Annotated in this window: 13 protein-coding genes; 8 read left to right on the forward strand and 5 right to left on the reverse strand. The window is 61.6% G+C overall.

The window, feature by feature from the left end; genetic code table 11:
* Positions 1 to 11 precede the first annotated feature (11 nt).
* Positions 12 to 692: a hypothetical protein gene (locus NKJ73_RS00435; protein WP_023719152.1), complete on the reverse strand. Its 681-nt coding sequence runs from the start codon at positions 690 to 692 to the stop codon at positions 12 to 14.
* Positions 693 to 1,014: 322 nt separating this feature from the next.
* Between NKJ73_RS00435 and NKJ73_RS00440 the strand changes: the two genes are divergently transcribed.
* The 4 genes from NKJ73_RS00440 (at position 1,015) to NKJ73_RS00455 (ending at position 5,519) form a co-directional block, all read left to right on the forward strand.
* Complete coding sequence (locus NKJ73_RS00440; RefSeq protein ID WP_352567980.1) at positions 1,015 to 1,617, forward strand: SMI1/KNR4 family protein; 603 nt, start codon at positions 1,015 to 1,017, stop codon at positions 1,615 to 1,617.
* A gap of 332 nt (positions 1,618 to 1,949) precedes the next feature.
* Positions 1,950 to 2,552, forward strand: a complete 603-nt coding sequence (locus NKJ73_RS00445; protein WP_352567981.1) for an SMI1/KNR4 family protein — start codon at positions 1,950 to 1,952, stop codon at positions 2,550 to 2,552.
* Between the two features lie 142 nt (positions 2,553 to 2,694).
* Entirely contained in the window at positions 2,695 to 4,311 is a 1,617-nt protein-coding gene (locus tag NKJ73_RS00450) for a GMC family oxidoreductase (protein ID WP_352567982.1), read from the forward strand.
* The gene (locus NKJ73_RS00455; RefSeq protein WP_352567983.1) at positions 4,308 to 5,519 is read left to right on the forward strand and encodes a mandelate racemase/muconate lactonizing enzyme family protein; all 1,212 of its coding nucleotides are present in this window, start codon (positions 4,308 to 4,310) and stop codon (positions 5,517 to 5,519) included. The genes NKJ73_RS00450 and NKJ73_RS00455 overlap by 4 nt, the downstream gene beginning before the upstream one ends.
* A 99-nt stretch (positions 5,520 to 5,618) precedes the next feature.
* Here the strand turns inward: NKJ73_RS00455 and NKJ73_RS00460 are convergent, their stop codons facing one another.
* Positions 5,619 to 6,557 carry a diacylglycerol/lipid kinase family protein gene (locus tag NKJ73_RS00460; protein ID WP_352567985.1) on the reverse strand — a complete coding sequence of 313 codons (939 nt, stop codon included), beginning with the start codon at positions 6,555 to 6,557 and terminating at the stop codon, positions 5,619 to 5,621.
* A gap of 735 nt (positions 6,558 to 7,292) precedes the next feature.
* On the opposite strand from NKJ73_RS00460, the gene NKJ73_RS00465 reads away from it, so the two are divergent.
* The 3 genes from NKJ73_RS00465 to NKJ73_RS00475 all read left to right on the forward strand — a co-directional run bounded on the left by NKJ73_RS00465 (position 7,293) and on the right by NKJ73_RS00475 (position 9,540).
* On the forward strand, positions 7,293 to 7,727 hold the full coding sequence (locus NKJ73_RS00465; RefSeq protein ID WP_023719157.1) for a DUF4383 domain-containing protein: 435 nt from the start codon (positions 7,293 to 7,295) through the stop codon (positions 7,725 to 7,727).
* Between the two features lie 6 nt (positions 7,728 to 7,733).
* Complete coding sequence (locus NKJ73_RS00470; protein ID WP_352567986.1) at positions 7,734 to 8,864, forward strand: hypothetical protein; 1,131 nt, start codon at positions 7,734 to 7,736, stop codon at positions 8,862 to 8,864.
* A 160-nt stretch (positions 8,865 to 9,024) separates the two neighbouring features.
* Complete coding sequence (locus NKJ73_RS00475) at positions 9,025 to 9,540, forward strand: hypothetical protein (RefSeq protein ID WP_352567987.1); 516 nt, start codon at positions 9,025 to 9,027, stop codon at positions 9,538 to 9,540.
* 8 nt (positions 9,541 to 9,548) lie between these two features.
* Here the strand turns inward: NKJ73_RS00475 and NKJ73_RS00480 are convergent, their stop codons facing one another.
* Positions 9,549 to 11,171, reverse strand: a complete 1,623-nt coding sequence (locus tag NKJ73_RS00480; protein ID WP_352567988.1) for an FAD-binding oxidoreductase — start codon at positions 11,169 to 11,171, stop codon at positions 9,549 to 9,551.
* Positions 11,172 to 11,602: 431 nt separating this feature from the next.
* Between NKJ73_RS00480 and NKJ73_RS00485 the strand changes: the two genes are divergently transcribed.
* On the forward strand, positions 11,603 to 11,776 hold the full coding sequence (locus NKJ73_RS00485; RefSeq protein ID WP_352567989.1) for a DUF2314 domain-containing protein: 174 nt from the start codon (positions 11,603 to 11,605) through the stop codon (positions 11,774 to 11,776).
* A 26-nt stretch (positions 11,777 to 11,802) separates the two neighbouring features.
* Here the strand turns inward: NKJ73_RS00485 and NKJ73_RS00490 are convergent, their stop codons facing one another.
* Together NKJ73_RS00490 and NKJ73_RS00495 are read right to left on the reverse strand one after the other, a co-directional pair.
* Positions 11,803 to 12,774: a hypothetical protein gene (locus NKJ73_RS00490; protein WP_352567990.1), complete on the reverse strand. Its 972-nt coding sequence runs from the start codon at positions 12,772 to 12,774 to the stop codon at positions 11,803 to 11,805.
* Between the two features lie 61 nt (positions 12,775 to 12,835).
* Complete coding sequence (locus NKJ73_RS00495) at positions 12,836 to 13,876, reverse strand: CapA family protein (protein ID WP_352567991.1); 1,041 nt, start codon at positions 13,874 to 13,876, stop codon at positions 12,836 to 12,838.
* Positions 13,877 to 13,881: the final 5 nt, after the last annotated feature.

Below are 13,881 nucleotides of genomic sequence, written 5' to 3' on the forward strand. Positions count from 1 at the left end.
GCTTGAAGTTGTCATCCAGCCGCTATTGCGCCCGCTTCTCTTCTCGCTTTTGCGAGGATGGTCGTCTCCGGCGCAACGGCAAATTGCTCACAAAATGCATCGATGTGATGCTGGCCCCGACCCGCGTCTCCAACGGCAACAAGGGCCAAGCCCCAGGCGAGGTCTGTTTGCACATAGTTTTCCAACGAAAAACGTCGAAATTTCATCTTGGATCGTCGTTCGAAACTAGCAGCAACGTCCTTTAGTGCGGTGATTCTGGACCAGTCCTGCTGGGCAGCATTGAGCGCCGCCAAAGCTGCGCGTTCAACCTGATAGGAGCTATCGCTACTATAGAATGAGCACCAGTTGGGAATCCGGCCCGATGAATCTATCGGGTCAATGCAAAGGTCAAAATTCGCTGACTTCGCCGTCCTTTTCCACCGGAGGCTTCCGCCTCTGAAAAGTGGCACAAAGTCGATCGAGACGCCCCAACAGGCGGAGAAGGTCATGCCTTTCAACATCTGAAATTTCAGCAGATAGCGTATGTGATCTGTTGGACGGCCAACCCAGAACAAATCCCCTACTCGTTGAAAATCGGATGCCAAGCCGCCTTCCAATGCTCCAGCGGCAATGTCGCCCAACGCTTTACCACGCTGAGGCGCACGACGGAGGTCTGGCTGCCGACGAAATCTTTCGATCAAGCGGGAGAACATCTAACCTCTTCAACGGCAATCGTAAATGTTGAGCGTCACCGGCGAACATTACTGAACGCAAACAGATTAATCAAAGCCGTAGCGAGGCTCACCGACATTGCAACAGCAAGACTAGACTTCCGCAGCGGATCGCAGCTTGGCAAGTCTCACGTCTCCGGCCGAACGAACTGGCTGGCGACCTTAGGTTGTAGGCGCGAAAGTCACCGTCGGGCGTGATTACCAACTCTGTGATGTTCGCCCGTTGTTTTCGATGTGATAGATCAGGTTGACAAGGTAGACCCTAGAACCCGTCAAAAGTGGGTAAATGGAGCTATTAGGGACAATGCGTTCGCAGGAAGAATGGTCAAGCAATGAAGACGCTCGTGCATACAGAGAGCTCCGAACCCTAGTCGATAAATGGAAACGCCTCGGGCAGAAGACCTATCCGGATGGAACCGAGTGGATTGGCCATACCCCACATCGAGCGCCTCAAGCGTATTTGCATCAGCTGTACGCACCACTTGACGCCATCGGAATTGGGCAGATGGAGTCTGAAATTTCGCGTCGACTCCCAGATAATTTCCGTTGCTTTCTCATGCTCCACAACGGGATAGGTCTGTTTGCGAATTATATAAACGTCTATGGGCTGCGACGTAGCTGGTCACGCACAAATTTAGTGGAGGCAGGTCAACAACCCTTCTCCATACTGGAACCGAATGTGCAGAGACGACCAAGCAATGCACCAGACGAAGTTCTTTTTATTGGTTCGCTCGGAAAAAATAGAAATTTAATTGGCATGAATCCGGACGGGAGGGTCTTTCGCTGGGAGAGTGATGATCCTCTGTTCGGTTCGATCAACTCCTACTCAAGCGTGTTCACCTTCCTGCTGGAAGAAGGCAATGAGGTTGCGGCCTTGTTCGACCCGGATGGGCGCAGACGCGACTGAACTCGGGCAGCAGGCGTCAGGCTGACATTCAAACTGAATATCCCCGGTCGCTTTTTTCACATCGGATGCCGGAAGACCCGGCGACGCCGCCTCGCGCCCAAGCCTAGGTTAGAGCCGAATTCCGGAGCCAGCCGCAGCCACCATGCAGACCTATGATTTCATCATCGTTGGCTCCGGTTCGGCCGGCTCGGTCCTGGCCGAAAGATTGTCGGCTTCCGGCCGGTCGCTAGAGCCACTTGGTAAAGTTTTCGATGCGATGGATGCGTTCGACAGGTTAGACCCTACGGACCCGTCGAACTGGGTAAATGGAGCCTATTAAGGATATTAAGGAAATGCCTAAGCAGGAAGAATGGTCAAGCGAAGAAGACGCTCGTGCCTACCGAGAGCTCCGAACCTTGGTCGATAAATGGAAACGCCTCGGATACAAGACCTATCCGGATGGAACCGAGTGGATTGGCCATACCCCGCATCGAGCGCCTCAAGCGTATTTGCATCAGCTGTACGCACCACTTGACGCCATCGGAATTGGGCAGATGGAGTCTGAAATTTCGCGTCGACTCCCAGATAATTTCCGTTGCTTTCTCATGCTCCACAACGGGATAGGTCTGTTTGCGAATTATATAAGCGTCTATGGGCTGCGACGTAGCTGGTCACGCACGAATTTGGTGGAGGCGGGTCAACAACCCTTCTCCATACTGGAACCAAATATAAAGAGACGACCAGGCAATGCACCAGACGATGTTCTCTTTATTGGTGCGCTAGGGGACAATGACGATTTAATTGGCATGAATCCGGACGGGGGGGTCTTTCGCTGGGAGAGTGATGATCCTCTGTCCGGTTCGACCAAGTCCTACTCAAGCGTGTTCACCTTCCTGCTGGAAGAAGCCAATGAGGCGGCGGCCCTGTTCGACCCGGATGGGCGCGAACACGACTGAACTCGGGCAGCAGGCGACAGGCTGACATTCAGACTGAATATCCCCGGTCGCTTTTTTCACAACGGATGCCGGAAGACCCGGCGACGCCGCGTCGCGCCCAAGCCTAGGTTAGAGCCGAATTCCGGAGCCAGCCGTATCCACCATGCAGACCTATGATTTCATCATCGTCGGCTCCGGTTCGGCCGGCTCGGTCCTGGCCGAAAGATTGTCGGCTTCCGGCCGCTTCTCGGTGCTGGTGCTCGAGGCCGGCGGCAGCGACCGTCGCTTCTACGTGCAGATGCCGCTCGGCTACGGCAAGACCTTCTTCGACCCGGCGGTCAACTGGAACTACAAGGCCGAGCCGGATCCCGGCCTGGCCGGCAATGCCGACCACTGGCCGCGCGGCAAGCTGCTCGGCGGCTCGAGTTCGATCAACGCCATGGTCTGGATCAGGGGCGCGCGTGAGGATTTCGACGCTTGGGCAGCGGCCGGCAATCCCGGCTGGGGCTTCGATGACCTGCTGCCCGCCTTCAAGGCGCTGGAGGATAATCAGGCCGGCGCCGACCAATGGCGCGGCGTCGGCGGGCCGCTGCATGTCACCGACTGCTCGACCTCCGTCCATCCGCTCACCAAGCGCTATCTCGCCGCCGCCAACCAGGCCGGCCTGCCGCTCAACCCGGATTTCAACGGCGCCTCGCAGGAAGGCGTCGGCGTCTACCAGATCACCACCAGGAACGGCCGCCGCATGTCGGCGGCGCGCGCCTTCCTGCGCCCGGCGATGAAGCGCAAAAATGTCCGCGTCGAGATCAACGCGCTGGCGACAAAGATCCTGTTCGAAAGCAAGCGTGCCGTCGGTGTCGAGTATCTCCAGAATGGCGCGACGAAAACCGCCCGCGCCGGCCGCGAGGTCATTCTCTCCGGCGGCTCGGTCAATTCGCCCCAATTGCTACAGCTTTCAGGCATCGGCCCGTCGGCGCTTCTTGGCGCGCTCGGCATTCCCGTCGTTCACGCCAACGAGAATGTCGGGGCAAACCTGCAGGACCATGTCGGCATCAACTACACGTTCAAGGGCAGGCTGCCGACGCTCAACCAGATCCTGCGCCCGTGGTGGGGCAAGCTGCTGGTCGGCATGCAATACGTGTTTTTGCGGTCGGGCCCGCTGTCGCTGTCGATGAACAATGCCGGCGGCTTCTTTCGCACCGATCCGGCCGCGGCACGGCCCAACATGCAGCTCTATTTCCAGGCGTTTTCGACCGTCATTCCGAAGAGCGGCGAACGGCCGATCCTGACGCCCGATCCATGGCCGGGCTTTTCCATCGGGCTGTCCAATTGCCGTCCGTCGAGCCGCGGCGAAATCATGATCCGTTCCGCCAATCCGAGCGATTATCCCAAAATCGTCGCCAATGCCTTTTCGACCGAGGCGGACGTCGCTGAAATGCTGGCGGCGGTGAAATTCGTCAGGAAGATCGCCTCGATGCCGGCGATGGCCGAGATCATCGAGGAAGAGGTTTTGCCCGGTCCGTCGATCACCTCCGACTCCGATTTGATCCAGGATTTCAGGAAGCGCTCGGGCACCGTCTATCACCCGGTCTCGACCTGCCGCATGGGGCCGGACGCGGCCCACGCCGTCGTCGATCCGCGCCTCAAGGTACACGGCATCCAGGCGTTGCGCGTCATCGACGCCTCGATCTTTCCGGACAACATAACCGGCAACACCAACGCCGCCGCGATCATGACCGGATGGAAGGGCGCCGAACTGGTTCTGGAGGATCAGAAATGAAAATCACCGACGTCAAGACCTGGGTGGTCGGCAATCCGCCGCCCGGCATCGGCGGCAAGTATTTCATCTTCGTCAAGCTCACCACCGATGGCGGCGTCGTCGGCTATGGCGAAGCTTACAACGCCACCTTCTCGGCTCATGTCACGGCGAAAATGGTCGAGGACATGGCCGAACGTTATCTCATCGGCCGCGACCCGCACGATGTCGAGACCTTCTTCCGCCGCGCCTATTCGTCCGGCTTCACCCAGAGGCCCGACGTGTCGGGCATGGGCTGTTTCTCGGCGCTCGAAATCGCCTGCTGGGACATTATCGGCAAAGAGGCCGGCAAGCCGGTCTACAAGCTGCTTGGCGGCCAGGTACACGAAACGCTGCGTTCCTACACCTACCTCTACCCGCACAGCGGCAGCGTCCATTCGGAGGACGCCCGCGGCAAGAACGTCTACAACGACCCCGATCTGGCCGCCGCCTGCGCGCTCGAATATGTCGAGCAGGGTTTTAACGCGGTCAAGCTCGACCCGGCCGGTCCCTACACCGCCTTCGACGGCCACCAGCCGCGCCTCGTCGACATCGACCTCTCCGCCCGTATGGTCAAGGCGATCCGCGAGGCGGTCGGCACCAGGGCCGACATCCTGTTCGGTACGCACGGCCAGTTCACCGCATCGGGCGCGCTGCGCCTCGCCCGCGCCATCGAGCCCTATGATCCGCTGTGGTTCGAGGAGCCGGTGCCGCCCGACATGCCCGAGGTGATGGCGCAGGTCGCCCGCGCGACCTCGATCCCGATTGCCACCGGCGAGCGGCTAACAACCAAATTTGAGTTCGCCCGCGTCATCGAGAACCGTGCGGCGACCATTCTTCAGCCCGACCTTGGCCGCTCCGGCGGCATTCTCGAAACCAAAAAGATCGCCGCCATGGCCGAAGCCTACCACATCCAGGTCGCGCCGCACTGCTACTGCGGACCGATCGTCGGCGCCGCCAACATCCAGCTTGCGGTGACGCTGCCCAATTTCCTCATTCTGGAATCGCTGAAACAGTGGGACGGTTTTCACGCGAAGCTGCTCAAGAAGAAGATCGAATGGCGGGACGGCAACGTCATCCCGTCGAAGGAGCCAGGCCTCGGTGTCGAACTCGACGAAGCCGTCTGCGAGGCGCATCCCTGGACCGGCAAGGACCTGCATTTGCAGATGCTGCAGACGCCGTTGATGCCGTGACCTGTCGAGCGGGCGACAATGTCACGCGATTTCAACGCGTTGGACGTGGGATCGGAATCACCGCCGAAAGAACTTGAATCAATCCCTCAATGCCTTGATTCAATATCTCAGCGTCAATGCGCCGGGCAGGATCTCGAAAGTCGCTGGTATGCGACCCGGCGATTCGCCGTCTATGTCGATCAGCGCGGCGTTCTTTTGCACATCGCCGAGCGGCTCGACAACCACTTTCTTGCCGCGCAGGATGGTGATCGCCGGATGGTTGCGGTGCCGCCCGCCATAGAGCAGGCGGATGTCCCAGATCAGCTTCAGCTTGCCGGCGGCGCGCAGGATGACGATGTCGAACTCGCCGTCGTTAAGCTCGGCGTCGGGCGCGATCATCATGCCGCCACCGAAGAATTTTCCGTTGGCCACCGCCACCAGCGCCATGCGCGCCTCAACCGGGGCACCGTCGTCGACGGTGATCGCAACCTCCTGGAACCGGTAGCGGAGGAACTCCCAGACCGTGCGCCAGTAGAACAGCGCCTTGGCCGAAACCTTGCCCTTGCGCTTGTCGGCGTTGACCGCGCGGTCGGTGGCGCCGGAAAGCCCGAGACTGGCGATGTTGATGAAATGGCGGCTGGCCAGTGCGCCATGGTCGTCGACATAGCTGATGCACCCGGCATCGACCTTGCGCGGCTTGGCCTCGGCAATCCGCTTCAGCGTCAGATCGACATTGTTCGACAGGCCGAGCCCGCGGGCGAAGTCGATGCCGGTGCCGCAAGGCAGCAGCCCGAGTTCGGCCGTCCGGCCGCTTTCCCGGAAAGCCTTCAGCAGCCCGTCGGCGACTTCGCTGGCGGTGCCGTCGCCGCCGGCCGCGATCACCAGCTCGAAGCCGATGGCGGCAAGGTCGAGCGCCAGCCGTTCGGCATCGCCCTCGGCCTGCGTTTCACGGAGCTCGAAATCGCCGAAATGTCTTTTCAGCGAAGCCGCAACCTCGGGCCAATGCCGCTTGAGCCTGCCGCCGCCGGCGATCGGATTGAGAACCACCGCGACCTTCAAGCCTGCCTCCCCAAGGCCATCGAACACGCCTTCCAATCATTTGCCGGCATTGAAGCCCGCGCCGGGCCGCGGGGCAAGATCGAATGTCCGACAATGCGGCTTCGGCATCGAGGCGGCAAATCCCGACCGGCGGCGGCAGAGATCGGAAAGTCGCTATTTTGGCAGGGTCAGTCCCCGATAATCCCGCTATCCACAGGCTCGCGGCAGTTTCGCCAAACGCTTATCCGACGTACGTTAAAACCCATCTCAGGCGGCTACCGATCGCCACGCCGAAAGGCAAAGCGGAACGGCGGATTTCCTGAGGCCCGTACGGCCCTGAACGAGAACAGGCTTGCTTGTTGGAGGGATGGACGCCGAGACCTACGGGGCCGCGGAAAGCGTGCGAACGCCGACGGCGGACCGATGCTGCCATGAAGGACGGCAAAAACCTTCGATGGCGCGCTGGGCAAAGCTCGCAAGAGCGGAGACCGGCGTGGTCCGGAACGGACGCTGCCCTAGGGTGGCGACTGGCAGGACCGTCAAAATCAAGGCCGGCATGGCGCGACATCTTTCGGGAGTTGCTGCCGCGACCGTGTCCTGATCTGACAGGGAGGCGCTGGGAGAAATCCCGGCGCCGACTGTCTTTGTGGCCCCGCCTGACGATTTTGCCGGCGACGCTTCACGCTGCGCCAAAATCAGCTACTATCCATTGCCGTCGGGGGCCGTTTAAAAGGGCTGACGGCAGGGGGACATTTCATGACGCTCATCCAAAAGCTTGCCGTTGCCTATGCTTTCCTGTTCTTCGGTGTCGTTGCCATCGGCTATGTGCCGGCTTTCAACGATGCCGGCGGCAATCTGTTCGGCCTGTTTTCGCTGCAATGGTATGATGATTTGCTGCACGCCTTCTCCGGCGTCTGGGCGCTGGCCGCCGCCTTCATCTCGCACCGCCAGGCGGTGTTCTATTTCAAGCTGTTCGGCTCGGTCTATCTGTTCGACGGCGTGCTCGGCCTGGTCACCGGTTCCGGCTGCCTCGATGGCGGCATCTTCATCAACGGCTTCCGCTCCCTGAACGACATCGAATTCCCGGCCCGCTTCTTCGCCAACCTGCCGCACATCGTCATCGGCGGCTTCGCCGTCTATGTCGGGTTCTGGTTGTCGAAACGTGTGTACGACCATTTCGCCACGGCCTGACCGGCCATGTTCCTGTTCCGCTGGCTGAAGCGCATCATCAAGGCGATCCTCTGGCTCGTCGTCATTGTCGTGTTGATCCCGATCGCCGGGCTGGCCTACGGCTTTCTCACCACGCCGTCGCTGGACACAACACCATTGCCGGGCATCGCCGAGGGTGCTCCGCCAAAGGCGCTGGCCGACAAGGTCCGTGCCGAGATCCCCGGCTACCAACGGCCGGAGGAATCGACCTTTCTCACCTATCCGGAATGGGCCATCGTCTACGCCGCCCGCGAATATGCCGGCTTTGTCGACAAGAACCAGCCGAGCGGCTTCCCTTATCTCTCCTATATCGGCCGCTTCTGGCAGGATTACGCGATGGTCACCCGCGCCAGCTCCGCCTACAAATTCAACCTCGACAATCACCAGATGCTGGTGGTCATCGGCACCAGCCACACGATCGAGCACGCCATCCAGTGGGCCTATGAAAATACGATCGGCCGCGTCACCGAAGCGACAGCCGGCAAGCGCACCGCCGTCGACATCTACCAGGCCAAGGTGGCGGCCGATTATGCCGGTTTTCTCGACCAGGTGCCGTGGTACCAGTTTCCCTATGCCGAAAAACGTGCCGGCCTGTTAGCCGTCCAGCCGGCGCCGGACGACAGCGCCTTCCGTACCGGCGAACGCAAGCTCGCCTTCGGCCTCGCCGACACGATCAAGCAGGGCTATGCCGATCTGATCAAGTCGGCGCTCGCCGCCACCACCGATCCCGCCTTGCTCGACATTCATGTCTGGGCCAAGGGTCCGGTCGGGGAAGTGACGCGCAACGAACCCGACACCTTGCTGGAGCGCGATCTCGGCGCCGACGGCACGGTCTTCGTCACCAGGCGCTATCAGGTGTTCACCGACATGATCCCGCGCTTGATCGACAAGGGCGTCTCCTTCGTCGAGATCGGCGGCAATGACGAGATCATGGTCACCATGCTTTCCAATGACGAGATCAATGTTCCCGAAGGTGCACGCACCTTGTTCAGCTACCCGCTTCCGGCGGAACCCTCCACGCGCCGCACTGCCCTGACCGTCGCCGTGCGCAAGCTGCACATCGTGCTGCCGGCGCTGATGACGGCAGGCGCCAGGCTCGAGCATGTCTATGATTACTGAGGCCTTTCGGTCACAGCCGGCCTCGGCAAGACGTTGCGTGATGCTCCGCCACGCTCATTCCACAATCGGGGCCAAATCCCGCCTTGTTCCGCAACGATTGATGATGCCGTAGACACGTTGTCTTGCGCACATGTGCCAGGCAACTCGGAGGGACAAGACCGTGATCAAGACCGCCCTTGTCGCCATGACCATCGTCGGCTGCGACTGCGACGCCAGGCTTTGCGAATATATCGGCGAGACGCCCGCCAAATGGTCGACCATCGCCGAATGCGAAGCGGCGATGAAAAGCCAGATGCTGCACGAGCGCAATTTCGACTATCCGTTGGTCTCCGGCATCTGCCGGACACAGAACTCGTCTTCGTCATCGCAGCTCGCTGCGACCGCTTCCGAGCCTGAATTGACGACGGCCAGCACCGCAGCGACAGACCCGCTGCCACCGGAACTGAGCCATCGGCCCAGTGCTGCGGTCGGAACGCAGGCCACGGCGACGGAAACGGAAGCCGTCCGGCCGGTCGCCTATGAAGCGGCGGTCGATGGCGGCCGCGCCGTGCTCTACCGCACGAAGGCCGGCTACGCCGTGGTCAAGACCGATCTCGGCCGCGCCGCATCGGCAACGATCGGCATCGCCAGGCGCTCGGCGGACTGGCTGGCGGCGAAGCTGCCTGACGGTCTGTAGCCGCCGCTTCAGGCCGTGCCGATCAGTGCCTTGACGGCGCGATAAAAAATCGACGAAAACAGCTCGCCCGGATCGTATTGCAGCTTCTTCGCCAGGAAGGACGGCAGTTCCGGATAGGAGGCAAGCAGCTCCTTGCCTGTGTAGTGGAGCTGGTAGGGCAGAAAAAAACGCCCGCCATGCTTGATCGTCACGTCGATCAGCGCCCTTGTCAGCGCCCGCATCCTGGCATTGCCGTCGGCGTCTGTCGGCTGATTGATGTAGAGCACCAGCGAATAGGCCGGCTCCGGCGCATAATTCAGCGCCACATCCTCCTTGTGGACGATGCGTACCGACGCGTTGAGCACCGGCAGGGTCTGGTTGCGCAGGATCCCGCGCGCTTCCGCGATGAACGGGTTATAGGCCGCCCGCGGGATGAAATACTCGTGCAGGATGTCGGTCTCATCGAGCAGATCGTTGAACAGATAGGGCACTGAATCGTGCATCGGATTGTTGCGCGTGACGAGGCAGGCCTCGCCCTCGGCCATTGCCGTCGTCCGCGCCACCGTGCAGTTCTCGAATTGCGGCTCCAGCGTCTTTTCGGTGAACCATTTCAGCTCCTGGAACAGGCTGCCCCATTTCGCCAGGTTGATGATCACCCGCTTGAGCCCGACCGAACCCGGTTCACCGATTGCCGGCTGGTCGGCCGGCGGCTGGTCGGCCACCTTGTCATAGCGGTAGACGATCATATCCTCGAGGAAATTGCCCGGCGCAGTCGACAGATGCCCATAAAACAGACCGATCGCCCTGTTTGGCTCCAGAACCTCGGCGAAGAACGTCGGGAAATCGTCCGATTTGATGATCTCGCGCGAGGTCCGGTAGACGGCGTTGTCGACGATGTCGAGTGTCGCCTCCAGCACCACGCCGAACAGGCCGTAGCCGCCGACGACGTGGCGGAACAGCTCGGTATTTTCGGCCGGTGAGCAGGTCGTCACCGAACCGTCCGCCAGCATCACCCGCATCGATCGGATCGAGCCGGCGACCGAGCCGGCCTGGTGGTCCATGCCATGCGCGTTGACCGACAGCGAGCCGCCGACCGAAAAGATGTCGGTCGACTGCATCGCCTTCACCGCAAAGCGCGGGTGCAAAAGGTTCTGGATGTCGTGCCAGCGCGCACCCGGCTGCAAGGTGATCGTCTTCGCCGTCGGGTCGACACTGACCTTGTTGAATTTGCGCATGTCGAGGACCAGCGCGTTGTCGTCGAAGGCGTGGCCGCCCATCGAATGGCGCACCGCCGCGACCGAGACCTTCAGGCTATTGGCGCGGGCAAGGGCCAGCGCGCTCGCGATGTGGTCTTCCTCGCTGACTTCGATAACGCCGTAGACCGGTGTCATCGACAGGCCGCTGGCATCGTTGATGTTGCCGCCCTTGGTCAGCCATGGCAGCGCCGGATCGTAGGCTGGCGGGCCCTCCAGCGGCTTCTGCGCCAGGTCGATCCCGTCAATGTCGGCGATGCGCCCGGAATTCTTCTGCCCCGACGGACCGCGCGCCAGCCGCGCCACGGTCGTCCCGCCCCAGAGCATCGCGCCGCCGACCACCGCCGCACCCAGCAGCAGCCGCCGCGACAGGCGAAACCCCTTGCGTTCCTCGATCATAGCCCCACCCCACTGTCCCAGGAATAGCGCCAGATGGAGACAAAAACCAGTTGCCATCAGACGTTCGGCAAATGATGATCACAGTCGTTCTGGCGAAAGCGTCGAAAGCAGCCGCACCATGAAGCTTGCCGTCCGTGCCACGATTGCCCTGGTACTCGCGTTTGCTCCGGTCTCAGCCGACGCCCAAAGCGGTGAAAAGGGAGTCCTCGGTGTGGCAAGGGACGATCCGGAGATGGCGGCGGCGATTGAGCAGGCCCGCGCCAGCCTGGATGACTTCCTGATCCTGTCCGAGGCGCCGCCGTCCGGAACAGCCACGTTCAAATTGAAGGTAAGGATCGAAGACGGAACCGCGACGGAACATTTCTGGATCATTCCCTTTCACCGAACGGCGAGCGGATTTTGCCGGAATTTTAGCAAACGAGCCGCAGGCAGTGCACAACGTCGTCGCCGGCCAGGAGATCGAATTCACCCGGGACGAAATTTCGGACTGGGGATACACCAAGAACGGCCATCAGGTGGGCAGCTTTACCGTCTGTGTGATGCTCAAGAAGATGTCGAAGGAAGACGCGGACTATCTCCGCGACAATTACGGCTTCGACTGCTGATGTCCGAGCGCGAGGCGCTTTAGCCGCTACCCCGCCTCCTCGTCCTGCGCCCCAATCTTGCGCACCAGCGCCGCGGTCGCCAGGATCGTGCCCATGTCGGCGATCATCGGCGCGACATGATTGGCATAGTCGAGCGGCACAGAGATGTCCGGCAGCTCGAAGAAGTTCTTCGTCTGCGGCAGCAGCAGGAAGCCGTCGCTGCCGTTGAGCGCGACGCGTGCCGGTTCCTTCGGCCATGTTTCGCCAAGCCATTCGAGCGCCTGCGCCAGCCGGCCGGTCACCAGCGGCCGCGCCGCTTCGATGTTGTCGGTGTGGAACTCATAGGCGGCGTCGAGTTCGGGTACGCCGCTGGATAGTTCCTGCATCTTGCTGCCGAAGATGCCGCGGAGGAAGCCGACGGCCTTGTTGGTCCGGCGCGCGGCCACCAATGTGCCGGGGAACGGCGCGATCGTCTCGAAGGCGACGATGACGCCCTTGAACACCGCCGTCATGCTTCCGCCCGTCCCTTCCCGGAGATCTGCTTCATAGAGCTCGAACGGAAACTCGTCGTAGCGGCCGGAGAAAACATCGTCGAAAGACTGCCGGTTGAACGGGCCAACCGTCTCGCGCGGCAGCCGGTCGAACGAATTCGGCTTGACGTTGTGCCGGTACCGCATCTCGTCGATGAAGCCGAAGATGATCGGCAACAGCGTGCTGCGAAACGACTGCTGCAATTTGCTCGCCGGCTTGATCGCCTGGAAATAGAGCAGGATCGCCGCCAGGAATCCGCCGATATAGAGGAACACATGCGGGGTCGAGAACCACTGCTCGTTGGGGTCGGCAACCCCGTTGAAGAGCCAGGCCACAAGCGCCACGAACACCAGCACCAGCCCGATGAAAAGTGGCACCCGCCAGCGCGTCCGGCGATGGGCCGAAGCTCGTTGCGCCTCATAGGCCTCGATGTTCTTCCTGAGGCCGGCGATCACCGCTTCGCTCGGCATGAAATCCGCAGTTTCCATCACCCACCCGCCGCCACAAGCCTGCCCGCGCTGGGCATGATAGCCGGTTTGGTGGACTGCGTCAGCGCACGGCACCGAAGACCGCATCGAGGCGGGCTAGAACCCTTTGCCTGGATTTTCCCGCCAGCGTTTCAACCGGGACCAGCCGCTCGTGATCGCCGGCGCGCAGCCGCATGAAGGCATGCAGCCGGTAGGCGGCGATGGCCCCGCGCGTGCCGGGATCGTCGCTGATGTCGACGACGAGAATGGCGCCGATGCGGCCGGGCCATGGCTGCCGCGCGAAGGCGGTGCCGATGAAATCGCCGAGCCCATAGGCAACGAGCGTCTTGCCGATCCGCTCGATCGGCTGCACGACATGGGCATGATGTCCGGCGATCAGGCCGACGCCATGTTCGGCCAGAAGTCGCGCCATTGCCCGCGTCTTCGCACGTGGAAAATGCCGGAATTCCCAATCCCAATGCGGCACCGCGCAGAGGAGGTCGACACCCGAAGCGGCAGCGTGCGGCCATTGCGTCGGATCGGCTTGCATCGAGACTCGGCCCGCGAACTGAGCCTCGTCGGTATTGCGCCACAAGGTAAAGGCGGCAAGGCCTATCGTCAGCGAACCAACCGCAAACCGCTCGACCGGAGCCGCGGCGCCTACAGTACGGATGCCGAGCCGCGCCAGCGCGGCGACGGTCTCATCGAAACCGGCGATGCCCTGGTCGAGCACATGGTTGTTGGCCAGCGACAGCACCAGTTTTTCACGCGAAATGCCGACGGCGGCCAGCGCCTCGGCAAGGAACCGCTCGCTCATCGCGTGGTGCGTGCCAAGCCTGGTGCCCAAAACAGCGCTCGGCCGTTCCACCACCGGGCTTTCGCAATTGCCGACCACGAGATCGGCCGAGGCGAACAGCGCCGCAATCGCCGGATCGCAGTCCGGCGCGCGGCGATTGGCCACCGCCGAGATATCGCCGACGAAAGCCAGCCGCACCGTCCGCGCCGGCGGTGGTTCGAGCAGGGCTGCAGCCGCCGGCGCAAAGCCGCGCGCGTCGCCATTGAGCGAAGGCCGGAGGAAGCGCGGCAGCCACGACAGTTTGTAGGAAAGCGGATAGTTCGACACGCGAC

It is taken from the genome of Mesorhizobium sp. M0074 (assembly GCF_040322975.1).
In the GTDB taxonomy this organism is placed as follows: domain Bacteria; phylum Pseudomonadota; class Alphaproteobacteria; order Rhizobiales; family Rhizobiaceae; genus Mesorhizobium.

What these genes read in the sequence shown, in the direction of transcription:
- NKJ73_RS00440 (WP_352567980.1), top strand. Translation starts at nt 1,015, where the DNA reads ATGCGTTCGCAGGAAGAATGGTCAAGCAATGAAGACGCTCGTGCATAC.
- NKJ73_RS00490 (WP_352567990.1), bottom strand. Translation starts at nt 12,774, where the DNA reads ATGGAAACTGCGGATTTCATGCCGAGCGAAGCGGTGATCGCCGGCCTC.
- NKJ73_RS00465 (WP_023719157.1), top strand. Translation starts at nt 7,293, where the DNA reads ATGACGCTCATCCAAAAGCTTGCCGTTGCCTATGCTTTCCTGTTCTTC.
- NKJ73_RS00470 (WP_352567986.1), top strand. Translation starts at nt 7,734, where the DNA reads ATGTTCCTGTTCCGCTGGCTGAAGCGCATCATCAAGGCGATCCTCTGG.
- NKJ73_RS00445 (WP_352567981.1), top strand. Translation starts at nt 1,950, where the DNA reads ATGCCTAAGCAGGAAGAATGGTCAAGCGAAGAAGACGCTCGTGCCTAC.
- NKJ73_RS00435 (WP_023719152.1), bottom strand. Translation starts at nt 692, where the DNA reads ATGTTCTCCCGCTTGATCGAAAGATTTCGTCGGCAGCCAGACCTCCGT.
- NKJ73_RS00480 (WP_352567988.1), bottom strand. Translation starts at nt 11,171, where the DNA reads ATGATCGAGGAACGCAAGGGGTTTCGCCTGTCGCGGCGGCTGCTGCTG.
- NKJ73_RS00450 (WP_352567982.1), top strand. Translation starts at nt 2,695, where the DNA reads ATGCAGACCTATGATTTCATCATCGTCGGCTCCGGTTCGGCCGGCTCG.
- NKJ73_RS00455 (WP_352567983.1), top strand. Translation starts at nt 4,308, where the DNA reads ATGAAAATCACCGACGTCAAGACCTGGGTGGTCGGCAATCCGCCGCCC.